Source organism: Klebsiella huaxiensis (assembly GCF_003261575.2).
GTDB classification, from domain to species: Bacteria; Pseudomonadota; Gammaproteobacteria; order Enterobacterales; family Enterobacteriaceae; genus Klebsiella; species Klebsiella huaxiensis.
Window position 1 is genome coordinate 1 of record NZ_CP036176.1, and the last position, 25215, is coordinate 25215.

Annotated in this window: 20 protein-coding genes; 11 read left to right on the top strand and 9 right to left on the bottom strand. The window is 49.5% G+C overall.

Annotated elements, in window-relative coordinates:
• Entirely contained in the window at window positions 1-1011 is a 1011-nt protein-coding gene (locus DA718_RS29570) for a RepB family plasmid replication initiator protein (RefSeq protein ID WP_112216745.1), read from the top strand.
• A gap of 469 nt (window positions 1012-1480) precedes the next feature.
• On the opposite strand, the gene DA718_RS29575 is transcribed toward DA718_RS29570, so the two are convergent.
• From DA718_RS29575 to DA718_RS29585, 3 genes are all read right to left on the bottom strand, one after another.
• Window positions 1481-2266 carry a site-specific integrase gene (locus DA718_RS29575; protein WP_110277161.1) on the bottom strand — a complete coding sequence of 262 codons (786 nt, stop codon included), beginning with the start codon at window positions 2264-2266 and terminating at the stop codon, window positions 1481-1483.
• A gap of 51 nt (window positions 2267-2317) precedes the next feature.
• Complete coding sequence (locus DA718_RS29580; protein ID WP_163556868.1) at window positions 2318-2710, bottom strand: hypothetical protein; 393 nt, start codon at window positions 2708-2710, stop codon at window positions 2318-2320.
• 110 nt (window positions 2711-2820) lie between these two features.
• The gene (locus DA718_RS29585) at window positions 2821-3759 is read right to left on the bottom strand and encodes a FitA-like ribbon-helix-helix domain-containing protein (protein ID WP_064349895.1); all 939 of its coding nucleotides are present in this window, start codon (window positions 3757-3759) and stop codon (window positions 2821-2823) included.
• A 563-nt stretch (window positions 3760-4322) separates the two neighbouring features.
• On the opposite strand from DA718_RS29585, the gene DA718_RS29595 reads away from it, so the two are divergent.
• Window positions 4323-4943, top strand: a complete 621-nt coding sequence (locus DA718_RS29595; protein ID WP_112216746.1) for a hypothetical protein — start codon at window positions 4323-4325, stop codon at window positions 4941-4943.
• Window positions 4936-5817, top strand: a complete 882-nt coding sequence (locus DA718_RS29600) for a hypothetical protein (protein WP_130624423.1) — start codon at window positions 4936-4938, stop codon at window positions 5815-5817. The genes DA718_RS29595 and DA718_RS29600 overlap by 8 nt, the downstream gene beginning before the upstream one ends.
• A 261-nt stretch (window positions 5818-6078) precedes the next feature.
• Here DA718_RS29600 and DA718_RS29605 read toward each other — a convergent pair whose 3' ends face one another.
• Entirely contained in the window at window positions 6079-9204 is a 3126-nt protein-coding gene (locus DA718_RS29605) for a hypothetical protein (protein ID WP_112216748.1), read from the bottom strand.
• Between the two features lie 623 nt (window positions 9205-9827).
• On the opposite strand from DA718_RS29605, the gene DA718_RS29610 reads away from it, so the two are divergent.
• Complete coding sequence (locus tag DA718_RS29610; protein WP_007374408.1) at window positions 9828-10736, top strand: HNH endonuclease; 909 nt, start codon at window positions 9828-9830, stop codon at window positions 10734-10736.
• Window positions 10737-11143: 407 nt separating this feature from the next.
• Here the strand turns inward: DA718_RS29610 and copM are convergent, their stop codons facing one another.
• The 4 genes from copM to silR all read right to left on the bottom strand — a co-directional run bounded on the left by copM (window position 11144) and on the right by silR (window position 14465).
• On the bottom strand, window positions 11144-11494 hold the full coding sequence (gene copM, locus DA718_RS29615) for a CopM family metallochaperone (protein WP_032716639.1): 351 nt from the start codon (window positions 11492-11494) through the stop codon (window positions 11144-11146).
• Window positions 11495-11639: 145 nt separating this feature from the next.
• Window positions 11640-12071, bottom strand: a complete 432-nt coding sequence (gene silE / locus DA718_RS29620; RefSeq protein ID WP_007374411.1) for a silver-binding protein SilE — start codon at window positions 12069-12071, stop codon at window positions 11640-11642.
• A 245-nt stretch (window positions 12072-12316) separates the two neighbouring features.
• On the bottom strand, window positions 12317-13792 hold the full coding sequence (silS, locus tag DA718_RS29625) for a copper/silver sensor histidine kinase SilS (RefSeq protein ID WP_004118652.1): 1476 nt from the start codon (window positions 13790-13792) through the stop codon (window positions 12317-12319).
• A complete protein-coding gene (gene silR / locus DA718_RS29630) occupies window positions 13785-14465 on the bottom strand; it encodes a copper/silver response regulator transcription factor SilR (protein ID WP_009654297.1) in 681 nt (226 codons plus the stop codon). The genes silS and silR overlap by 8 nt, the downstream gene beginning before the upstream one ends.
• 189 nt (window positions 14466-14654) lie before the next feature.
• On the opposite strand from silR, the gene silC reads away from it, so the two are divergent.
• The 7 genes from silC to DA718_RS29670 all read left to right on the top strand — a co-directional run bounded on the left by silC (window position 14655) and on the right by DA718_RS29670 (window position 24324).
• Complete coding sequence (silC, locus tag DA718_RS29640; RefSeq protein WP_009654314.1) at window positions 14655-16040, top strand: Cu(+)/Ag(+) efflux RND transporter outer membrane channel SilC; 1386 nt, start codon at window positions 14655-14657, stop codon at window positions 16038-16040.
• A gap of 28 nt (window positions 16041-16068) precedes the next feature.
• On the top strand, window positions 16069-16422 hold the full coding sequence (gene cusF, locus DA718_RS29645; protein ID WP_009654303.1) for a cation efflux system protein CusF: 354 nt from the start codon (window positions 16069-16071) through the stop codon (window positions 16420-16422).
• A gap of 113 nt (window positions 16423-16535) precedes the next feature.
• Window positions 16536-17828: a Cu(+)/Ag(+) efflux RND transporter periplasmic adaptor subunit SilB gene (gene silB, locus DA718_RS29650; protein WP_000157620.1), complete on the top strand. Its 1293-nt coding sequence runs from the start codon at window positions 16536-16538 to the stop codon at window positions 17826-17828.
• 10 nt (window positions 17829-17838) lie between these two features.
• Window positions 17839-20985, top strand: coding sequence for a Cu(+)/Ag(+) efflux RND transporter permease subunit SilA (silA, locus tag DA718_RS29655; protein WP_009654305.1), 3147 nt, complete (start codon window positions 17839-17841; stop codon window positions 20983-20985).
• 86 nt (window positions 20986-21071) lie between these two features.
• Entirely contained in the window at window positions 21072-21512 is a 441-nt protein-coding gene (locus DA718_RS29660; RefSeq protein ID WP_009654300.1) for a DUF411 domain-containing protein, read from the top strand.
• Between the two features lie 126 nt (window positions 21513-21638).
• Window positions 21639-24086, top strand: coding sequence for an Ag(+)-translocating P-type ATPase SilP (gene silP / locus DA718_RS29665; protein ID WP_009654299.1), 2448 nt, complete (start codon window positions 21639-21641; stop codon window positions 24084-24086).
• Between the two features lie 40 nt (window positions 24087-24126).
• Window positions 24127-24324: a DUF2933 domain-containing protein gene (locus DA718_RS29670; RefSeq protein WP_004388331.1), complete on the top strand. Its 198-nt coding sequence runs from the start codon at window positions 24127-24129 to the stop codon at window positions 24322-24324.
• A gap of 33 nt (window positions 24325-24357) precedes the next feature.
• On the opposite strand, the gene DA718_RS29675 is transcribed toward DA718_RS29670, so the two are convergent.
• Window positions 24358-25095: a peptidoglycan DD-metalloendopeptidase family protein gene (locus DA718_RS29675; RefSeq protein WP_009654308.1), complete on the bottom strand. Its 738-nt coding sequence runs from the start codon at window positions 25093-25095 to the stop codon at window positions 24358-24360.
• Window positions 25096-25215 lie beyond the last annotated feature (120 nt).

Sequence of the window (25215 nt, forward strand, 5' to 3'; positions counted from 1 at the left end):
ATGACGAGCGAAAATAATAGCTTACCTCTGAATCTGCAGGAGGTTGATAAGAAAACCGGTGAAGTTGTTAAGCTGGATGTCAACAGCACCAGTACCGTTCAACCCGTTGCGCTCATGAGGCTTGGTCTCTTTGTTCCTACGCTGAAATCGACAGGAAGGAGTAAGGCTAACCGTAAAAACGTCACAGATGCGACTGAGGAGCTTGTACAGCTGTCTATCGCGAAGAGTGAAGGGTACACCGACGTCAGGATCACAGGATCGCGTCTGGACATGGACACGGACTTTAAAGTCTGGCTTGGGATCATTCGCTCCATGTCAGAGTATGGCGTAAAAAAAGACACGCTAGAATTGTCTTTTGTTGAGTTCGTTAAGATGTGTGGTTTCGATTCGCGGCGTTCAAACAAAAAAATGCGCGACCGTATCAGCAACTCCCTGTTCAAACTGGCGACCGTCACGTTGAAGTTCCAGAATGACACCAAGGGCTGGACCACACACCTGGTGCAGTCGGCTTACTATGATATCAACGAAGATATCGTGGAAATCAAGGCCGAGCCCAAACTCTTCGAGCTCTACCACATGGACCGGCGGGTGCTGCTGCGGTTGAAGGCGATCGACGCCCTGCAGCGTAAAGAGTCTGCTCAAGCCCTGTATACCTACATCGAAAGCCTGCCTCAGAACCTGGCGCCAATCTCCATGAAACGTATGCGCGATCGGCTGAATCTTACCTCAAACGTGTACACGCAGAACCATACCGTTCGCAAAGCGATGGAGCAACTGCGGGATATTGGATATCTGGATTACACCGAATTCAAACGCGGACGGGCAGCCTATTTCAGCGTGCATTATCGCAACCCGAAACTGATCAGCAGTACTGTGAAGTCGCCTCGCAAAGAGGAAGAGGCGCAGTCTCCTGAGCAGAACTATGATGAGGTCATTAAGGCTTTGAAAGCCGCGGGTATCGATCCTCAGAAGCTGGCCGAAGCGCTCACCAGTATGAAGCCTGAAAATTGACTGTAGTACGCAAAAATTCACTGCGGTATGCTCTTATTCTTCGTTATTGACTGTGATACGCATCACGCATAGCGCAGTCAATTTAACTCTCTTTATCCTTCATGCTTCCACGCATTAAATTGACTGTTGTATGGGATGTTATACGAAAAAACACTGATATTGACTGCGGCATGCACTTTAGGCGAGTAACGCGTTCCATGTATTGACTGAGAGATGATGCCCTGCACACCACAGTCAATTTTTAGGCCGCCGGTGATAGCGCATTTATGTGATATAGCGGATGCGGCGTCACAGTAATCGATAAATATACCCCATCGGGCCCAGACCGGCTCACCGTTTGTTTCTGCGAATTAGGCTTCATAAGTCCCCATAATCGCTCCCGCCGATGAGCGCAGGGAGCCATAAAAATGTTCACTATTGCGAAAGCCACAGCATAACTTGAGTTATTTTCCATAGCACGGCGCTCGCGTTATCGTTGGGGGAGCTGTTTCATCAGGGCCACCGCTTCAGTTTCCGGCATCGCAAACTGCACGCGGTGCCGTGCCGCGATGTCGAGCGCAAACACTTTCGTGTAGATCTCCGTTGAACTCACTGACTTGTGACCCATCAGCGACTGCAGCACCTTCAGGGGAATACCGGCATAGAGCATGTGCATGGCGTAGGAGTGGCGGAACGTGTGCGGTGTTACTGGCACAGAAAACGTCACACCGTCGGCCGCAGCGGTATCCACGGCTTCATTCAGCCACGTGCGGACCGTCCGGTCGGTGATCTCCCAGATACGCGCTTTTTCAGTTCTGCCGCTTCGCTTATTGCGCCGCTCGAGCGGAATTTTCAGCGTGGCCACCATCATCTGCAGCTGGCTGACGTACTGGGTGTCCGATAACGGCACCAGTCGGTGAGGCAACGTGCCTGCTGGCAACCGCCCGGCCGTCCGAGTGGATTTTTCGGCGCGCTGCTTAAGGGTGGCCAGCTGCACAAACGGATACGGTGGCGCCAGCGAAAAATCTCCCCGCGTCAGCGCCAGCGCTTCGTTAATGCGGGCACCAGTATTCCAGAGGGTGGCCAGCAGCATCTTGCGGTGCAGATCGGGGACGTAATGGAGCAGGGCGCTCACTTCGGGCGCCAGCAGATATTTCGGCAGTTCGTCCTGAACGAGAGCCATCTGGCGCAGGGCCAGGGCAGCAGGGTAATCGATGGCCACCGGCAGCTGCGCAGCTGAAAACGAAATGCCCTGACCTGGTAATGCCGGCATCATTGATTGTTATCCTCCGTGTCCGCGTATTGCTGTTTAAGTCGCACCAGTGCTTTATTTGCCAAACAGCGCTGGCATTTCATCAAACATCATCACATGGCGGGTCCGCTTCCCGCGAAAAATGCGCCGCATCATCGGCGTAAAATCACAGGGCTCCCAGCCATAAGGCCAGGTATAGTAAATCCCGTCCTTCAGCGTGCTGTCGCGTCGCTCAGGTCCCGCAACGATACGTCTGACCTCCCTGCTCAGCGCCTCACCGCGCAGGCCATACTGCCCCAGGTAGCGGCGCAGCCGCGTTCTCGGCATCCGCGGGTCGGATTTCACGTAAGCATTAATATCCATATGCTGCGTGGCGGTGATGATATTCATGCCGTACTTGCGCATGGTGTGGAAGGCGACGTTCATCACGTCTGTGCCTGTCTGTCTTTCTTCACTGATTCTGTCCATATTGTTTCCTGTCAGCCTGTTGAATTTCACCTTCGGCCTCAGCAGTTCCCCGGGTTCTTAATTCTGGCCAGTAAGCCCAAAACATCCCAACCCGTGACGTTTGTACCGGATCATTCATCCTGGTGGTCAGTATGTCCGGAAGCCGTATCCGGCCCGGTGGCCGCAGCCACTTCCTTCAGTATCGGTGTCCAGCCGCCCTGAAACCATTCTCCCGGATCTTCACCGTTGAGTACCTGCTGCAGCCAGCGGGCCGATGAACGGCGGGGCGAGTCCTGGAAATAGACGTGATGATGCTGGCCGATGACCGTCCAGAAATCAAAATCCGGGTGCTCCGGCGTCCAGTCATAAGTGTTGATGGACAGCCGTGCACCTTCTGTTTTGAGAAAGAGGAGAAACCTTTTGAGGTTGCCGTATCCGCCGCTTCCCATGCCGCTGCGCAGGTAAAAACTCTCCGTGACAACGCCGGGTGTGACCCGCTTCGTCTGTATATCCTGACGCAGGATGATCAGGGTGCCGTCATGCCTGCCGCCGGCTATTCTGAGAAACTCAAACGTGTGGTCGCCTGTACTGCCGACGGGAAAGAAAAACTCCCTGTACCCCGCAGAGCCCAGGCGGACAAACGGAAAAGGTTGCCCGCTTTCACCCAGAAGCCAGTCCGCCGAGGCATCAAAATTCCGGGCGATCGTATCTGCCAGCGTAAAGGACAGCTCCTGGCGTCCTTCCATGATATCCATCAGCACACCCGGCGAGGTATCCAGTTGCCTGCCGAAGCGGACCAGGTCAAACGTGTCCGGCGGTCTGGCTCCGGCAAATTCCCGGAAGTAATTGTCCGCCATGAGCCGGTTGAACAACCACTTCAGCCGCTTGCCCGTTTCATGCTGCCAGCGCTCCCTGTCAGACATCGCGGGCCCGGCCTGAACCACGGGCTGATAATACTCCCGGAGGGCAATCCGGATCTCCCCCTCGAGGGAACGTTCATTTTTCATTGCTGACTGCTCAATGCGCGCAAACAGCGCATCGTCAACATTTCTGGCCTGGATCTTCGCCATGACTCTTTCCTTGTGCAAAACGTATTCAGATTCGGTAAATAGTCAAGATAGTAAACATGAAACCTGATTTACCGTAAGCAGAATGAATGTATACGCAATGATTCATTTTGTACACAACGAAAGAAAACCACACATAATAAGCAGAGAAACAGTCACGCTGATAAATTACCGGATGACCATTCCGGCCTGATCCGATTTACTGCAATTTAACGGATTTCCGGAAGTGTACCACGCACACGAAATAACCACACCGCCCTTTAATGGGGTGATCGGGCGGTCACGGGGCAGGGGAGGGACACAACATATAGCGTCATCGTCAGCGGATGACACCGCTACATCTTGTGTTGCCGGGCTGGCGGGTGCCGGAGCGGTTGCGGCAGATCCGGAACTACCTTTTTTCGGATCTGAGTGAGAAAACACTTCTCCTGACACCTGACATAGCTGAGAACACATTGCATCTAAATTATTTTATGATATGGTAACAAAACAAACTTATAAACTTATAAACTTATAAGTTAGGAATGTGAACCTATTTTTCATTAATTACTGAATGTGAGGTGGTTATGCCTACGAAACACATAGACGACAACACCGCCGCGCAGCTGGACGATCTCTACGTCCGCTGTGTGACTCTGACCCAGCAACCAGTGAAAGAGGTGGAAGTGCTCCGTCTGGCGATCCTGAACGGTATCGGTAACATTACGGATAACGATATTCTCGCCTCGATGTCCGTCAAACCCACGGTCTGGGAAAAACAGGCCGACAATATCTGGGCTGAAGTCACACAGGGATGGCCGGCTGCGGGTATCCATACGCCTAATTTTGTTGAGAAGGCCGAACTGTATTCACCGCTCTGGAGGACCTTTACCAACGACGTCTGCAGAGAAGCCATCCGTAAGTCGCTTGAACCGCGCCTCCGTGAGCATTTATTCAATGATCTGTTTGGCTTTAGTACTGCTTTCACGGAGGAAGAAAACGAACGGGAAGCACAGGAAAATATGGAAAAGGAAAAAGAATATAAGGCACTCCTGCCCAACCTGAAGGGTAAATTGTATTCCGCGCTGTCGCCACAGGAGCAGGAAGTCGCGCTCTATTACAGCGATCATGAACAACTCGTTAGCTTCACCCCTGACGGGAAGGGGGATTTTACCGTCTGCCTGGCGGAGCCAGGTGATCATGACTGAGCCGGTTACCCCGATTCCAGACAGCGAAGAGGGCCCCGTAACCTTCGTTGATAGCGCTCTAAAAGCGAAGCCGCCACAACCTGCTATATCCGGGAGATACCGCCGGTCACACCGTGACGGTGAACGATGGTTGTGGACAGTTGTCGTCTTTTTTAGTGCGGTTATTCTGCTCGCCACCATCTCGGGACAGGCGGTGAAAAATGGTGACGTGGCTGCCTGTGTATCGATGCTGTTTAATGGTGTTATGGCCACTGCCGCGGTAGGGGCGTACCTGACCGCACGGAAATGGGTTCCACAACTGACGACCCAAGAAGGTTATAAAGTGGCCATCTGTCTGGTGAACGAACATTATATTTACCTCGGCATTCAGAATCCGCTGTTACGCAGCACGAACCAGGCGCTGTCCTGCTATAACGAATTTCTGCAAATCTATAATCATACAAGCAGCGCGGACTATGCCCGGAAAATAGCCATATTATCCCGTGCCATCCTTAATGAAAAAGAACGGAAAGACAGTATCGAACAGGCTGATTTTCGGCTGCGGACCTACGGCCTGTATGTGTCCCCGGCTTATTCAGACAGCATGAATGCCATGAAAGATGCCTTTACCCACAGTATAGATGCAGCGTGTTCTCTGGAAGCGATGCTGCAGAGCGATCTCATTCTCCAGAAGAAGCTGGAAGGGCTTGACAGCACGTCCGTGCAGTTCGTCTCAGACATGGAGAGGTTACTTGGAGCACGCGAACATCTGAAGGTAACCATCCTGGCTGACGGTGAGCGTTTGTCGCAAAAATGGAATGAAATGGTGGCGCTGCAGGGCGCCATTTTTAATACACATCCTCGCATCGGCGAGTTATTTTCAGTCAGAAACTAGTTCTTTCTTTTTCATGTCCCCCTGTCTTTCTTATGTTCCGGAACGGAACTGGCCATTTTCATGGCCGGTATCTGCTTCCGGTTTCACTGGTTTTTGGGATCTTGGGAGTGGAAGAAAGCTATTGATGCTGATAACGCACTAGTGAGAGGTGATTGTTGCAAAAATAAGATATTTGTTTTTATATAAAATTAGCGGTTAATAATTAACTTTACAGCAACAATAATAGCTGAACGGCATTCTCGCGCCGTTCAGCCAGACTGGTCAGGAGTGATTAAATCTTGCCACGACGGAACCACTAATCCCGAGTTCCTGTTTCCAGCTGGTAGTCACCCAGCCCGACAGAGGGTCTTCATCACTTGCATGCCATGAGGTACTGAAAGGCTGTCCGTCGGGATCGCTCAGCATGTTAAGGGATCCAAAGACATTGTTCCGGACAAGCAGGGAGTAATATCCTCCATCATTATCCCATACCTGATAGATTCCACAGTTATTAATCCTGACTGGTATAAGGCCATCGAGATTACTCTTCATATCCAGTATGATCCCCAGTTCCGCAAACCTTTCTGCGTGGTAGCTCATCTCACGTAGCTCGCTTCCCAGATGGGTTCCGAAGAAAATCAGCGTATAGTCTTCGTTGTCGGCAGTCATCTCCCTTAAATGCTTCAGCAGTTCATATTCGTCGCGGACGTTGATTGTCCGGAGGGGCTGCAGCTGACTCAGTCCATGGTAAACATCACCAAGCAGAGTCTGTTTAATGTCAGAAACAGGTGTCAGTATTACCGAATTAGTGCTGCTGATCCCACGGGCTAAGATATCTTTGGACATGCCTCCGTTAACTGACTTGGCTGTCCACGCTATCTCCCCGCTGTTTGATGTACTGTAAGAAAATTGTGAAAGCAGTGCATCCCGGGCAAGCATTAAGGGTAGTTCTCGGGTAAGAGTAAGATCGGTATTTTTCAGCAGCTCAGTATCAATCTCAGCGTTAAGAAGCTCTGAATGCATGCTCCGGCTGAAAGCCTGAATATAGGCATCGAGGGTTTCGTTAAAACGGACAATCTTATCTTTAAAGGCTTTATCAGACATTAAATATCCATCCGATGGGCTGTCTTCACGGCGTTTGAAACACTGGAGTTGATAAATAATCTGTTCCTTCTGATGATAAGTAAACAGGTTGTCGTTCAGTGCCATCCTTACGCGCTGGGTGACAGGCAGGGACTTAGCGGAAAGATAAAAAGCGATATCTGCATAACTGGCATAAATATTCCTGACATCTTCATAGGTTCCCATATAGATACGTCCTGATATGATCTCAGTTTCATTAAATGATGAAAACGCCTTTACGAGATTAGACATCGTCTTGTACCAGGAATCCTCACTGTCGCACGGACGACATTCCAGCCTGATAATAATGTCAATAATATCAGTCGAAGAAGTTAACAACGTCGTCATGAGATCATGCGCACCTGTCGGATAGACAGGTTCAGAAGTAAGAAGTCGCTTTATAACATTTTTCAGACGTACATTTTTTTTCTGCTGAACATGCGAAAGAATATATCCGGCAGTAAGCAGTCGAATATCTGTCAGTGCATTGAAAAAAATGATTGCCCGTGCAGCTTTTTCTGAATATGCATTTCCTCTGAGGATGGCCTGCCAGGCCGGTTTGTCAGATGCCTGAGTAAGATACGACGGCGTCAGGAAAAAGCTGTGCCAGCGGTATTGTTCAAAGTGCAGTTCAAACCGATTCCGGCTGAACCAGAGTAAAAGCATATCCGCACTGTGATCTGAGGCATAGCGGTCGTCTGACATCACAGCCGTCATGACTATCCGGGCTGTCTCATAAAGATGATAAAGTAGTTCGGCCGAGTCATCATCAAACCGGTTCTCGCCACGGGCCTTAATACGTCGCCACATGTACCAGCTTTCCCATTCACCTATAAAATCTTTGACAACTTCCCTGTGACGTTGCTCCTGACTGACCGACAGAGTTTCTGCATATCCTCTTTTCCAGTTGTTCAACACGTACCATACGTAGAAAAGAGATTCCATACACTGCTGAAAATCGACGATTTCACGGCTGTCTGAATCACGATATACAGAGAATGGTACATCAATAATTTTACGGAAATATTCACCCGTTGTTTCCAGTGACTTTACCACCTCGTTACTGAAACTGTAAAAATCATGATAGAATGACTGGCTGAATGTAAATGACATACCTGAACCATGACATTCATCAATATAGTTTCCATCAGCATACCGGAAGCTTTTTTTCAATGTTGTGTATGTATCAATCAGCCGGTCTGTTGCGATGATAAAGGTACTTATATTTTTGTCTCCCAGAGCATCATAAACCTCACCATAAAAATCACGGGTAATGTGTCTGTACTCTTTCCAGTTTACTTTCGGGCCTTTTATAAAACATTGTCTGAAAAAGAACGGCCACCACCCAGGGATAATCACCTCAGTTGAGGAAAACAGTGTTATTTTGTTATCCCTTTTTGCCAGTGACGGCAGAATAACAATCGAGCCATTCTTATCCTGCACAGGTTTCAGCCGGTGTAAAAGAAAATTTAGTGGTCCAAGATACACATCGCTGATTTCGATATGATCCTCAATATGGAATTTAACCGAGTCCATACTTTCTTCGCTTGAGACAGAGTAGGGAAGAATGGTTATTCCCTTTATATAATCCTTACCTATGTGTGAACCAGGATACTGTATCCATGAGTATTTAAGGGAACGCAGAATATGATTTTCTACAATCTGGGACTGAAAATACTTCAGCATGAGGTGATCGCGTTTCTTGTCATCTAAAATGTTAAGGCTGGTAATAAAGAACCATATCGAAAGTACAATATTGAAAAGCATCCAGATTAAGGCCGTAACCGCAAATGCCGTATCAAGATATTTGTCACCGGCAGATAAAAATAACCCACTTATCAGTATAAAAGCAGCAAGTGATAGCCCACTGAGTCCTGCAAACATATAACCCGAATGCAACTGATAGGCGGTCTGAATGTGGATTCGCGAGGATTTTTTCTGAAAGAGCACACTGATCAGTCCGACAACAAGTGGGAACACAATCCCGATTATCGTCAGCTGGGCGCCCAGCAGGTTTGACATCCATTCAGGAAGTTTAGTGACGTTTTTTAGGTAATTAGCCGCAAAGATACTAAATTCAGCACGAAAGCCTATCGCTATGAGGACAGCACTGCCTGCCATAGACCAGAGCAAAAACATGGCCTTCAGATAATGCGTGGAGCAGTAAACCTGCGCCCTTTCAACAAGGTTCCAGCGATGCTTCTTATATGTCTTATTTCCTTTGAGGGTGCGTTTGAGTTGTGCTCTGACTTTAGTAGTGAGGCGATTAAGCAGTATGCCAGACATAGCGTTCCTGATATGTGGGTGGTCAACCTCTTCATCATACGTCCTGTGAGAAGAGTATTTCTGTAAAAATCTCAATCTTGCATTCTTCAGGTCAGTTCAGAGTTTAGATCCGGAACTGGCTTTTTTCGGATCCCGGATGACAAAACGCATGATATTTCCTGTAAATGCAATTATTCATAACATTTATATTCATATATGTTAAAAGTGCGAAATTAGCATCAGTTGTTGGTTATTATTAAGATTTCAGCAACAAACCGTATCCCACCCGCTTCGTTAAAAAAACCGAAGGTCATCAGAAGCGCTCACTGATCGTTCCGGGCTGAGACGGTGGCAGCGTCACGGGTAATGTCTCTATTTTATTGGTCGTGAGGAAGGCCGGATAATGGCCAAACTAAGAAGCCATAGCATTGGGGGCAGCCTGCTGATCTGGTATGATCGAGCAGAGGCTCATCTCAATGAGCAATCCCCGCAACAAATTTTTTCGGGGTGCAACAGACCCTTTAGTGTCCAGGCCTGAAAAAAAAGAAAGCACGGTCTCTGAGAGACTACGGTCCTTACGCAACCATACCGGTTAGCGAGCTTTATATTTTCATTATGACTATCTGTATAACAGGGGAATGAATGTGATTAAAAAAATATGCGAAGTGATTGATGGAGAGTATGTCTGTGACATTGATATCAGTGTGGAAGAATGGAAAACTTTATTAACAAATGATAAAGTTTTTGACACAAAAAGTATTGCAGCGTTAAAAAAATGGTTTATTGAGCCAAATCATTCCTGCACATGCTTCGATATTGGTAAGAAGTACGACCTGCACAGCATGAGTGCTAATGGAGTCATAAACGGACTGGGTGGCAGAGTTCAAAAAGAACTTGGTAGATTCGAGGTTAAAGGTGTCGGAAATATCGCATCCGGTACAAAATTCATTACCGTAATGAAGAGTAAAGAAATCGGCGGAAAACCCAAAAGAAACTTATGGACAATTCGTGAGGAACTTGTTCAGGCAATTAACGAACTGGATTTTTTTGGTACAACAGAAATGGCCAGCAGTGAGTATTACTCTGACGATGAGTTGATCAATGCCATAGAGAAAAGTAATATCTTTGACAACGTTCAGACGTTTGAATATACAGGGGAAGCCAAACCAAAGAAAAATGCAATAGAAGTAAAAAATGGCCTCTCGTATCCCAGGAGTAAAGGTGTATCCCAAAATGCGCTGAATAAAGCAGGTTACAGATGTGAAGTCGATAGTGACCACCCAACATTCAGAAGGCGAAATTCATCCTTAAATTACACAGAACCTCATCACATTGTACCTATGTCCAGGCAAGATGCTTTTGACACATCTCTTGATGTTGAAGAAAATATCATATCTCTGTGTTGCAATTGCCATAAACAAATTCACCTTGGTCAGGGTTATGAAGATATGCTGAAAGAAATATACACTGCGCGAAAAAGGTTATTAAAAAAAGTTGGTATTGATATATCACTGGAAAACTTGATTCTTTATTACAAAATGGAAAGTAAGTGAGATTCAAACGAGAGTGATACCTTCGTTTTATTGGTCGGGATGAACAGCAGATGATGTTTCCGGCAAGTATCGGGTCCAGAAACTTTCTGTTAAAAAAGAGGTAAAAGTAGTCTTGAGCCCTGACTGCGAATTGCCATTGCGCATGACCAGAGAACAGGACGAACCCCTGCCAAACCCAGGCATGAGAAACACCTTTAAAACATAGACTTAATTAAAATCAGCAATTCCCATCGAAATAATAAGCAAGCAGAATTGGCTCAGGTGAATTTCACTCGGTGCAGTGCATGCGCTGGGGGGGTTAAAAGGAAAAACCCGAAATGAATCGGGTTTTGATTAATTAACGATTAACAGGTTCCCGTGCCCGGGAACACTCTGACTGTACGCGCAATATATTATTTCCGCAATCATTATTTTTGATTACCAAGCCATTTATTCATCTGCTCAATTTCACCTTTTTGAGCTTTAATTATGTCCTGCGCGAGCTTTCTCATTTCCGGATCTTTTCCGTATTTTAGCTCGGTCTCAGCCATTGCTATTGCCCCTTCATGGTGTGCTACCATGCCTTTCGCAAAAGCCTTGTCGGGATCGGAATCTTTTACAGCGGCCATCATTTTGTCATGCATACCTTTCATGCCGGACATATATTCCTGTGACGATGCCGATGAGGATATATCTGACATTTTCATTTCTGAATGTTCTGCGGAAATCGCTGGCAGGGATAACATCAGTATAACAAAAAGCGAATTTGTGATTTTCATATAATAAACCCTTTCAGATGGTTACCGGATAAGTTTAGCTGAGTCAGACAAAAAAGCCCCCTGAAGGGGGCAAAAAATAACAACATATCCGTATAAGGGACAATCTATCAAGGAAAGGGTAACCGCACGGAAACTTCAGTTGTCATCAGCCCGCATTGATCATGCGGCGGTGTGCATCAGCCATAGCCTGATGGGGGCCGGACTGACCGTTATTCGTAAATTCATGGGCAACAGCTGCTCTTTCATGTTCATTCATCGCCGCAAACGAAGTCGCCGGGCGGGAAGCGTTAACGGTGCCAGTTCCCATCATCTTCTGATGACTTTCCGCCATTTTTTTATGTGCATCTGCTGAACCATTGTTCATGGTTTCATGAACAATAATAGCCTGTTCATGCTGATCCATACCGGCCATCCGTGGGGCTGCCCCCTGGATGGCGGCTGGAGTTGAAGAAGACTGCATCTGATGGGCCGGAGCCTGAGCATTATTGACACGCTCATGGATATTTACGGTTTCAGTGGCCCAGGCCGTAGAAATTAAGCTCAAACCTAACACTGATGCTAAGACGATATTTTTCATGGTAACTCTCCATTTCTGAATTAGTGATGTCCGTGAATTTCGATCTGTGTCCTCAGTAGTACAACTGACAACTCTACAGACCTTATTCCGCCGGGATGAGGCTTTAATACAACTCCTGGCTTGTGCTGATGCCGTGTATGGATGAAGTAATAATGCCTTCCTGATAAGTTGCACTAATTATATCGAATGGCTTCTGTTTGCTGCATGACAGGCTAATGACATCTTTGTCATTTACATCTTTATTTTCAGCATTGGGTTTCCGGGATCATTTTCTCCAGTCTGGGCACGGATAAGATAAAACGCGTGGAGCGTACGTCTGATTCCACCTGCACTCTTCCGTGATGTGCTTCCACGATTGACTTCACAATCGCAAGGCCGATGCCGCTGCCTTCTCCTTTTCGTTGTCTGGATGGATCCACCCGATAAAAACGGTCAAACAGCCTTGATAAATGTTCTTCAGGGATCGGTTTCCCCGGATTTTCAATCACAAGGTCAAAAAAGCTCTCCTGCTCTCTTATTGAGACGGTGATTGCCTGTCCCTCCGGGGTATAACGCAGGGCATTGGATAACAGATTATTGATCGCCCTTCTGAACATTTGTGGATCTCCCTCAACCAGGCAGGGCATCCCGTTAAATTTGAGCGTGATATTGCGTTCTTCGGCCCAGGCTTCGAAAAACTCGAAGACTTTCATGACTTCCGCTCTGAGGTCAAACATGACCCTGTCAGGTATCAGCTGATTATTATCTGCCTGTGCCAGGAACAGCATATCGCTGACCATTTTGGTCATCCGGTTATACTCTTCAAGACTGGAATAGAGGACATCCTCAAGTTCCCTCTGTGTTCGATCCTGACTCAGTGCGATTTCAGTCTGCGTCACCAGATTGGTGATGGGCGTTCTGATCTCATGCGCGATATCGGCAGAGAAATTGGCCTGGCGGGTAAAGACATCCTCAATCTTTCCAATCATATGATTGAACGAGATAACCAGTTGCTCCAGCTCAATGGGAACGCGTGTCGGTTCCAGTCGCGCATCAAGATTCTCGGAGGTGATGTTTTTAATGGCATTGCTGACATTACGAAGGGGCAGGTGCCCCTGACGGACAGCGATTCGAATGATCAGAACAATCAACAGGCTTATCACGACGGCAATCGCAATCAGGTTCTTTTTCAGCGCATCGAGGTAATGGAGATGGAAATTAATGGATAGGCCAGTCAGCATGACATAGTTCTGCTGTTTGCCCTGAAATATCGCCTGACCAGAGGAGGCGATAATCCGGTATGTTTCCATCTTCATTTCGGACCCGGTATCCATCGGTCCCGCAGGATCCTCCACCGTCCAGAGAAAGACATCCCGTGCGCGGCTGTGCTCGCTAAAATCTGCTGAATTCACTGCCGGGCGTAGTGCCGCCCCCTGAGTTGAGCTAAAGAGCACTTCACCCCTGGGATTGAGGAGCAAAAGGGCAACGTTGCGGTAGCTGGCAATTGATTCCTTTATTTTGCTTATTTTTTTATCATCCGGATCCACCGGGGACTGCAGTATACGGTTCAGTGTGGTGCTGATTTGTTGAAGATCGCTGACATCCTGCTCGGCAAAATGATTTTCAACAGAATGCAGCATAAACCAGGTGAAGGCGATAAAAGCCAGTATCGTGGACAGGCTGATAAAAAAGGTCAGCCGCAGAGCGAGTGAGAAAGGGCGTCTGGAAGGTTTGCTATGCATCCGGGACCTCCAGCATGTAGCCCACGCCCCGGACTGTCTGGATCAGCTTTGTCTCGTAATCGTTGTCTATTTTAGCGCGGAGTCGCTTTACTGCGACATCGATCGCATTAGTGTCGCTGTCAAAATTCATGTCCCAGACCTGAGAGGCAATCAGGGAGCGGGGAAGAACCTCGCCCTGATGGCGAATGAAGAATTCCAGCAGGCTGAACTCTTTACTGGTGAGCACAATGCGGTTTCCGGCGCGACTGACTTTTCTGGATACGAGATCCATCGAGAGATCAGCCACCCTAAACTGGTTTTCCGTGATCATCGTGTTTCCCCGCCTCAGAAGGGTTCTCACCCGGGCCAGCAGTTCGGCAAACGCAAAGGGTTTAACCAGATAATCGTCCGCACCCAGTTCCAGTCCTTTGACCCTGTGTTCGATCGTGCCGAGGGCCGTCAGTAGTAAGACCGGCATACCCTTTCCGGCAGTGCGCAGCATGCGGATGATATCCCAGCCGTTCACATCAGGCAGCATGATGTCCAGAATGACTAAATCATACTCGGCTGTCATGGCGAGATGATATCCGGTAAGACCATTATCAGCGTGATCCACTACGAACCCTGCCTCTGTAAGCCCTTTGCTGAGATATTCACCTGTTTTAATTTCGTCTTCGACGATCAATATTTTCATCTTGCTCCCCGTCTGGCTGCTAATGTCATTCTATTGCGCACACGATCGTAATCAACGAATTACCGTAAAAATGACAACATTGTCATTATTCTGTCACCCGACAAACAGAGTGCATTCTGTAAAGTAAACCTGGTAATACTCTGGACTTCATTTGAACCATTTACCAGGTCTGCCTGGACGAGAAGCAATATGTTCAAATTAAAACTACTCAGCATCAGCACAATCTTCATTCTGGCTGGTTGTGTCTCTCTGGCGCCTGAATATCAGCGTCCGGCAGCACCGGTACCCCAGCAGTTTTCACTGTCCCGTAACAGCCTGACGCCAGCGGTGAATGGCTATCAGGATACGGGCTGGCGTAACTTTTTTGTCGATCCCCAGGTCACCCGGCTGATTACTGAAGCCCTGACTAATAACCGTGATTTGAGAATGGCTGCACTGAAGGTTGAAGAGGCCCGGGCCCAGTTCAACGTCACGGATGCAGATCGTTATCCCCAGCTGAATGCCTCATCCGGGATCACATACAGCGGTGGTCTGAAAGGTGACAAGCCGACCACACAGGAGTACGACGCAGGTCTGGAGTTCAGTTATGAGCTCGATTTTTTCGGCAAACTTAAGAACATGAGTGATGCTGATCGCCAGAACTACTTTGCCAGCGAAGAAGCCCGTCGGGCCGTACACATCCTGCTGGTCTCCAGCGTTTCACAAAGCTATTTCAGCCAGCAACTGGCGTACGAACAACTTCGTATTGCGCGGGAAACGCTGAAAAATTATCAACAGTCCTATGCTTTCGTTGAGCAGCAGCTCGTGACCGGGAGTACGAACGTTCTGGCACTTGAACAGGCGCGAGGACAAATCGAAAGTACCCGCGCCGAAATAGCCAAACGAGAAGGCGATCTGGCTCAGGCAAACAATGCCCTGCAACTGGTGCTGGGAACGTACCGCGCACTTCCGTCAGAAAAAGGGATGAAAGGCGGGGAGATAGCCCCAGTAAAATTGCCACCAAATCTGTCTTCACAAATTTTGCTGCAGCGACCGGATATTATGGAAGCGGAATATCAGCTGAAAGCGGCTGATGCCAATATTGGCGCAGCGCGAGCGGCCTTTTTCCCCTCAATTACCCTGACCAGTGGTCTTTCCGCAAGCAGTACGGAGCTGTCCAGCCTGTTTACGTCAGGAAGTGGAATGTGGAATTTTATCCCTAAAATTGAAATTCCTATATTTAATGCTGGCAGGAATAAAGCCAATCTGAAGCTGGCTGAAATTCGCCAGCAACAGTCGGTGGTTAATTACGAACAAAAAATTCAGTCAGCCTTTAAGGATGTTTCCGACACGCTTGCGCTGCGCGACAGCCTTAGCCAGCAACTTGAGTCACAGCAGCGTTATCTTGATTCACTTCAGATAACTCTCCAGCGTGCCAGAGGATTATATTCCAGTGGTGCTGTCAGTTACATTGAAGTGCTGGATGCAGAGCGTTCTCTCTTCGCTACGCAGCAAACCATTCTCGATCTTACCTATTCCCGGCAGGTTAACGAAATTAATCTGTTTACCGCACTGGGTGGCGGTTGGGTAGAGTAAATTTATTTAATTAATCAGGAAATTTAAAATGCGTAATTCATTTAAAGCCGTTTTATTTGGTGCCTTCTCTGTCATATTTTCTGCCGGTCTTCATGCTGAAACACATCAGCATGGTGATATGAATGCTGCCAGTGACGCTTCGGTACAGCAGGTTATCAGGGGCTCCGGTGTCGTTAAAGCCATTGATATGAATAGTAAAAAAATCACCATTTCGCACGAAGCTATCCCTGATGTGGGCTGGCCTGCAATGACCATGCGCTTCACTTTTGTTAATGCAGACGACGCTATTAATGCCCTGAAAACTGGCAGCCACGTTGATTTCTCGTTTATTCAGCAGGGTAATATTTCTTTACTTAAAAGCATTAACGTGACGCAGTCCTGATTGGCTGTCCGGAGCGATTACATCCTGTGCGCCTGTACATTCACATAGGTATATGTGTGAGTTAACCGTCAGGCGCATATGCCAGGTGTTTTGATTTTTTAGCGGAAAATTGTATGGCTTCTTTAAAGATAAAATATGCTGCAATAATTATCAGCAGCCTCATAGCAGGGGGGCTGATATCGGTTACTGCCTGGCAGTATGTAAACTCAGCACAAAAGACAGAAAAAACAGAACAAAAGGCACCGGAACGAAAGGTGCTTTTCTGGTATGACCCAATGAAACCGGATACCAAATTTGATAAACCCGGAAAATCGCCCTTTATGGATATGGACCTGGTGCCAAAATATGCTGATGACAGTGGCGATAAAAGCAGTGGCGGGATCCGTATCGACCCAACCCAGGTTCAGAATCTGGGATTAAAAACGCAAAAAGTCACACGAGGAATGCTGAATTATTCTCAGACAATCCCGGCTAATGTCAGCTATAACGAGTATCAGTTTGTTATTGTGCAGGCGCGTTCTGACGGGTTTGTCGAAAAAGTCTACCCCATGACGATTGGCGATCATGTGAAGAAGGGGACGCCACTTATCGATATTACCATTCCGGACTGGGTGGAAGCACAGAGTGAATTCCTTCTGTTATCCAGCACCGGTGGTACTTCCACGCAAATTAAAGGCGTTCTGGAACGGCTTCGCCTGGCAGGTATGCCGGAAGAGGATATTCAGAGACTGCGTTCTACCCGGAGCATTCAGACCCGTTTTACCATTAAAGCACCTATTGATGGTGTCATTACTGCATTTGACCTGCGCACCGGCATGAATATTTCGAAAGATAAGGTGGTGGCTCAGATTCAGGGAATGGACCCGGTCTGGATCAGCGCTGCAGTGCCAGAATCTATCGCCTATCTGCTGAAAGATACGTCGCAGTTTGAAATTTCGGTACCGGCTTATCCGGATAAAACATTCCATGTCGAAAAATGGAATATTCTTCCCAGCGTGGATCAGACAACCCGTACGCTTCAGGTCCGTCTCCAGGTTTCTAATAAGGATGAGTTTCTCAAGCCGGGCATGAATGCCTATCTGAAACTGAATACCAGAAGCCAGGAGATGCTGCTGATACCAAGCCAGGCCGTTATCGATACCGGCAAAGAACAGCGCGTGATTACTGTTGATGATGAAGGCAAGTTTGTGCCGAAACAGATCCACGTTCTGCATGAGTCACAGCAACAGTCCGGCATCGGCTCCGGCCTGAATGAAGGCGATACCGTGGTGGTCAGTGGCCTGTTCCTCATTGACTCTGAAGCCAATATTACGGGCGCACTGGAACGTATGCGCCACCCTGAAAAAACAGAAAGCAGTATGCCAGCAATGTCTGACCAGCCTGTAAATATGCATTCAGGGCACTGAGGAGACGACGATGATTGAATGGATTATCCGGCGCTCTGTCGCCAACCGTTTCCTGGTCATGATGGGGGCCCTGTTTCTCAGCATCTGGGGCACATGGACGATTATTAACACGCCTGTCGATGCCTTGCCTGACCTGTCAGATGTGCAGGTCATTATCAAAACCAGCTATCCCGGCCAGGCCCCGCAGATTGTAGAAAACCAGGTCACCTATCCACTTACCACCACCATGCTGTCCGTGCCTGGCGCAAAAACCGTGCGTGGTTTTTCACAGTTCGGTGATTCGTATGTGTATGTCATTTTTGAAGACGGCACCGATCTGTACTGGGCCCGTTCCCGCGTGCTGGAGTACCTGAACCAGGTACAGGGAAAACTGCCCGCCGGTGTGAGTTCTGAAATCGGTCCGGACGCCACGGGGGTGGGCTGGATATTTGAATATGCCCTTGTCGATCGTAGCGGAAAACACGACCTTTCAGAACTGCGTTCTCTGCAGGACTGGTTCCTGAAATTTGAGCTGAAAACCATCCCGAACGTGGCTGAGGTCGCTTCGGTTGGCGGCGTGGTGAAACAGTACCAGATTCAGGTCAATCCGGTAAAACTGTCTCAGTATGGTATCAGCCTGCCCGAAGTGAAACAGGCCCTTGAATCGTCTAACCAGGAGGCCGGTGGCTCATCCGTTGAAATGGCCGAAGCTGAGTATATGGTCCGTGCCAGCGGTTATCTTCAGAGCATTGATGATTTTAATAACATCGTCCTGAAAACAGGCGAGAACGGCGTGCCGGTTTATCTGCGGGATGTTGCCCGCGTGCAGACCGGGCCTGAAATGCGGCGTGGTATTGCCGAGCTGAACGGCCAGGGCGAAGTCGCTGGCGGCGTGGTGATCCTGCGGTCGGGTAAAAATGCACGCGACGTTATCACGGCAGTGAGGGATAAACTTGAGACGCTGAAGGCCAGCCTGCCGGAAGGCGTTGAAATCGTGACCACCTACGATCGCAGCCAGCTCATCGACCGGGCGATTGATAACCTCAGTTCCAAACTTCTGGAAGAGTTTATCGTGGTGGCCATCGTCTGTGCCCTGTTCCTGTGGCACGTACGTTCTGCCCTGGTGGCGATTATCTCTCTGCCGCTTGGTCTGTGTATCGCCTTTATCGTCATGCACTTCCAGGGACTGAACGCCAATATCATGTCGCTGGGAGGGATAGCGATTGCCGTCGGTGCGATGGTGGATGCCGCCATTGTGATGATTGAGAATGCGCATAAGCGGCTTGAGGAGTGGGATCATCAGCATCCGGGTGAGCAGATTGACAACGCCACCCGCTGGAAGGTGATTACCGATGCCTCCGTTGAAGTGGGACCCGCACTGTTTATCAGCCTGCTGATCATCACCCTGTCCTTTATTCCTATCTTTACCCTGGAAGGTCAGGAAGGACGTCTGTTTGGCCCGCTGGCATTCACGAAAACGTACTCCATGGCGGGCGCGGCCGCGCTGGCCATCATCGTCATTCCGATTCTGATGGGATTCTGGATCCGGGGGAAAATTCCTGCAGAGACCAGTAACCCCCTGAACCGGGTACTGATCAAAGCGTATCATCCATTGCTGTTGCGGGTTCTCCACTGGCCAAAAACAACCCTGCTGGTTGCGGCCTTGTCCATTTTCACCGTTATCTGGCCGCTGAGCCAGGTGGGCGGTGAGTTTCTGCCGAAGATTAACGAGGGCGACCTGTTGTATATGCCGTCGACCCTGCCGGGTGTCTCTCCGGCTGAAGCTGCAGCGCTCCTGCAGACGACGGACAAGTTAATCAAAAGCGTTCCTGAAGTGGCCTCTGTATTTGGCAAGACCGGTAAAGCAGAGACCGCCACGGATTCCGCACCGCTCGAAATGGTTGAAACCACGATCCAGCTCAAACCTGAGGATCAGTGGCGTCCAGGCATGACGATTGACAAGATTATTGAAGAACTCGACAGGACCGTCCGTTTACCGGGGCTGGCAAACCTCTGGGTGCCGCCAATCCGTAACCGTATTGATATGCTCTCAACCGGGATCAAAAGCCCGATAGGTATCAAGGTGTCCGGAACGGTTCTGTCCGATATCGATGCAACGGCGCAGAGTATCGAAGCGGTCGCCAAAACCGTACCCGGCGTAGTGTCTGCTCTCGCAGAGCGACTGGAAGGCGGGCGCTACATTGATGTGGATATCAACCGGGAAAAAGCCTCCCGCTACGGAATGACGGTGGGCGATGTGCAGCTGTTCATCTCATCAGCCATCGGCGGCGCGACGGTAGGGGAAACGGTTGAAGGCGTGGCCCGGTACCCGATTAATATCCGCTATCCGCAGGATTACCGGAACAGCCCGCAGGCCCTGAAACAGATGCCGATCCTGACCCCGATGAAGCAGCAGATCACGCTGGGCGATGTTGCGGATATTAAGGTCGTTTCCGGGCCGACTATGCTGAAAACGGAAAATGCCCGTCCAGCCAGCTGGATTTACATTGACGCGCGCGGCAGGGATATGGTGTCGGTGGTTAATGACATTAAAACGGCGATCAGTCAGAAAGTGAAACTGAGACCGGGTACCAGCGTGTCATTCTCCGGACAGTTTGAACTGCTTGAGCATGCCAACAAGAAACTGAAGCTGATGGTGCCGATGACGGTGATGATCATCTTCATCCTGTTGTATCTGGCATTCCGCCGGGTTGATGAAGCCCTGCTGATCCTGATGAGCCTGCCGTTCGCCCTGGTTGGCGGGATATGGTTCCTGTACTGGCAGGGCTTCCATATGTCTGTCGCAACCGGAACGGGGTTTATCGCTCTGGCCGGGGTGGCAGCAGAGTTTGGCGTGGTCATGCTGATGTATCTGCGTCATGCCATTGAAGTGCACCCGGAATTGTCCCGTAAAGAGACGTTCACACCGGAAGGTCTTGATGAAGCCCTCTATCATGGTGCCGTGCTGCGTGTCCGGCCGAAAGCCATGACCGTGGCGGTGATCATTGCGGGTCTGCTGCCAATACTCTGGGGAACCGGTGCAGGTTCAGAAGTCATGAGCCGTATCGCGGCACCCATGATTGGTGGGATGATCACGGCTCCGCTGCTGTCCCTGTTCATAATTCCTGCCGCCTACAAATTAATCTGGCTGCGCAGACATAAAAAAAGCGTGTCATAACCCTGTAAGGGCATCCTCTGTGGGTGCCCTTCTGTACTGATTCATCCTGACGTCAGGGGTTATATCGATAATATACAGAGGTGAGTATGAAAAAAGTGGTCCTGGTGGCCCTGGCTCTCGGCCTTTCACTGCCCGCAATGGCGAGTGAAAAAGTGATTGATATGTACAAATCTGAAAACTGTGGCTGTTGTTCCCTGTGGGGCAAGGCGATGGAAAAAGACGGGTTTGAAGTACGAACTCACGTCATGAATGATCAGGCGCTGTCAGCCCTGAAAGAAAAGCATGCTATTCCTGCAGGACTACGAAGTTGTCATACCGCGGTTGCCGGTAATTTGATCATTGAAGGCCATGTGCCTGCGACAACGATACATAAGGCAATGCAGTCTGGTTCGGGTATATACGGTCTCGCCACCCCCGGTATGCCAGCAGGAAGCCCGGGAATGGAGATGGGAGCCCGAAAAGAGGCTTACGATGTTATCGCATTCTCACCGGATGGAAGTAAAAAAGTCTTCCAGCGAATCGAATAGTCAGCGGAACGGCTGATAACGGGACGCCGGTAGCAGGCACTCCTGTGCCGGCGATATTCGTGGTAATCGCATCCATGACATACCCTGAAGACAGAAGATGCTTCGGTATGCATAAGGAGAGTTACTGTGAAAAATGACAATGCAGTGCAACACAACAACCAGACTGCTTCTGAGCAGACATTATCCCCGGACGAGGGCCACGTATTGCATAAGGTGAGAGATCCCGTGTGCGGGATGGCCATCCTGCCCGACAGGGCGCACAGCAGCATTCGATACCAGGACCATCAACTTTATTTCTGCTCCGCCAGCTGTGAGAGTAAATTTAAAGCCCATCCCGATCGTTATCTTACCGAAGATGCCAGTGAACATTCCCATCACCATCACCACGATCATCACGAAGTCAGCCCTGATCAGATAAAACAGCCTCACCACCAGGCGGAAAAAGAGAATTCTGAAGGTGTGTGGACATGTCCGATGCACCCGGAGATACGCCGCAGTGGTCCCGGAAGCTGTCCTGTCTGTGGAATGGCACTGGAGCCGCTCGTAGCTACGGCATCCACGGGGCCGAGTGATGAACTTCACGACATGACAAGACGCTTCTGGCTGGGGTTGTTGCTGGCGTTTCCGGTTCTGGTACTCGAAATGGGATCTCATCTGTTTCCCGACTTGAGGAATACAGTACCGCCACAGTACAACACATGGCTGCAGCTGCTTCTGGCCTCCCCTGTCGTGTTGTGGTGTGGCTGGCCATTCTTCGCCCGGGCCGTAATGTCGTTACGTAACCGCTCCCTGAATATGTTTACCCTTGTTGCAATGGGGACCGGCGTAGCCTGGGTTTACAGCGTCATTGCAACCGTCTTCCCCTCCTGGTTTCCTGCATCGTTCAGAAACATGGATGGCCTGGTGGCCGTTTATTTTGAAGCCGCAGCAGTTATTACGGTGCTTGTTCTGCTGGGACAGGTCCTTGAATTGCGGGCAAGGGAACAAACCTCAGGTGCCATTACTGCGCTTCTTAACCTTGCCCCCAAAACCGCCAGGCGGCTGGATCAAGACGGTCATGAAACGGATATTAATGCGGAAGATGTCCTGCCTGGCGATAAGCTCCGCATCAGACCTGGAGAGAGTATTCCGGTCGACGGTATCGTGGTCGAAGGCAAAACAACCGTTGATGAATCGATGGTGACCGGGGAATCTATGCCTGTTACCAAAACGGAGGGTGACCCTGTCATCGGGGGGACCATTAATCAGACAGGTAGTCTTATCATCCGTGCAGAGAAAGTCGGTGATGAAACGATGCTCTCACGAATTGTTCAGATGGTCGCTGATGCACAGCGTTCGCGGGCCCCCATCCAGAGAATGGCTGACAGCGTTTCAGGCTGGTTTGTTCCTCTGGTGATACTTATCGCGGTTGTTGCTTTCATGATCTGGTCTGTCTGGGGGCCCGAGCCCAGGATGGCGCACGGTCTCATTGCGGCTGTGTCGGTCCTGATTATTGCCTGTCCCTGCGCGCTGGGGCTGGCCACGCCGATGTCGATAATGGTGGGGGTGGGCAAAGGAGCCCAGGCCGGGGTGTTAATCAAGAATGCCGAAGCCCTTGAGCGTCTTGAAAAAGTGGACACGCTGGTTGTCGACAAAACAGGCACGCTCACGGAAGGTTCGCCGACGGTGACAGGGATTATCAGTCTCAATCCGGGTGGGGAAACATCTCTTTTGCGTGTAACGGCCGCAGTGGAAAAAGGCTCGCAGCATCCGCTGGGTATGGCAGTAGTTAAAGCAGCACAGGAAAAGGGGATCGCAATACCCGCAGTCACTCATTTCAATGCGCCGTCGGGTAAAGGTGTCTCAGGCGATGTCGAAGGTCAACGGGTTGTTATTGGTAATGAACTGGCTATGCAGGAAAGCAGTATCGTTATTGATAATCAAAAGGCCGTTGCGGATACGTTGCGGATGGAAGGCGCTACCGTTATCTATGTGGCCACAGACGGGCACCTTGCAGGCCTGATAGCTATCTCGGATCCCGTGAAAGCAACCACGCCGGATGCGCTTAAAGCTTTGCGTCAGGCGGGGATCCGCATCGTTATGCTCACCGGGGATAACCAGCTTACCGCTGAAGCAGTCGCACGGAAACTGGGAATAGATGAGGTTGAAGCCGGGATTCTGCCGGATGGCAAAAAAGCAGTGATAACCCGACTGAAAGCGTCTGGCCATGTGGTTGCGATGGCCGGAGACGGTGTGAATGATGCCCCGGCGCTGGCAGCGGCTGACGTGGGTATAGCCATGGGAACGGGTACAGATGTGGCAATTGAAAGTGCCGGAGTCACCCTTCTCAAAGGCGACTTGATGATACTGAACAGGGCCCGTCATCTGTCAGAAATCACCATGAAAAATATCCGACAGAATCTGTTTTTTGCATTTATCTACAACGCACTTGGCGTGCCTGTGGCTGCAGGTCTGCTTTATCCTGTGTATGGAATACTGCTGTCGCCAGTTATTGCGGCGGCGGCCATGGCTCTTTCCTCCGTCAGCGTCATTGTGAATGCGTTGCGTCTGAAAAGTGTCAGGCTCGGGAAATAACCCTGAATGAAGGGTCTGTTACTAACAGAAGGAGTCCGGTATGAAAAGTACCACCTATGCGCTTATTGCTGTCGCCGCGATTGCGGCATTTGCTCTCCTGCGCGAACACTGGTCACATGTGGCAGGCTACTGGCCATATCTGTTACTGCTGCTTTGTCCGCTCATGCATCTTTTCCACGGTCACGGGGGGCATGGAGATCATCAACATCACGGAAGTGAAAACGATAAAAAAAATTAATCCGGCAGACGGGACCGCGTCGCGGTCCCGTTATCAGTCCAGGTATCGTTCGTAGTCTCTGGCATGCGCAAAGGCATGCTGTTCGAGTTTGTTATCAGCGGGTGCCGCCGTCCGGAACGCCAGTGAGTTAACAGGATTGTTATTGATGACCAGCTCGTAATGCAGATGAGGACCGGATGAACGTCCGCTGTTACCGGATAACGCAATAGCGTCTCTCCGGGTAACCCTGGCCCCTTTAGTAACGAGTATTTTATTGAGGTGGAGATAGCGAGTTTTAACACCGGCTTTTCCCGTTACTTCAACAAAATATCCCATGGTACTGTTGTATTCGGCCCGGGTGATTTTTCCGTCGATGACGCTGACTATTTTCGTGTTCATGGGCATGGAATAATCAATGCCATTATGGGGACTCACTTTTCCCGATACCGGGTTAAGTCTTGCAGGATTGAAAGGCGAACTGAGTCTTGCTGTGGCCGGTAACGGATAATCGAGACTGCCTTTCCCGGAAGTATCGGAAAGGTTATAGAACTTTTTATCTGATATACGATACGCCGTGTAATTAAATGAACCGGACGTAAATTTATAGGCCACGACACGTGATTTTCCCGCTTTCTTTTGCAGTACGAGTTTTAATGATTCATTTTTTTTCAAATGCCGCAGATTAAACCGGGAAGGCAAGGAGCGCTGAAGAGTAGCGATCTCGTTCGATTCCAGCCCCGAACGGGTGGCTGAAAGGTAGGCATTTTCTTTTACGACATCGGTAGAATACATTTACTGGAATTCGCCGTTAGCATGAACACTGCGGCGTATGCTAGGGGTTTTCAGGAGGCGTGTCATCTGTCAGTTAATCGGGAGCACCGTTGATGGTCGTCATTTTTGTAACATATCTTG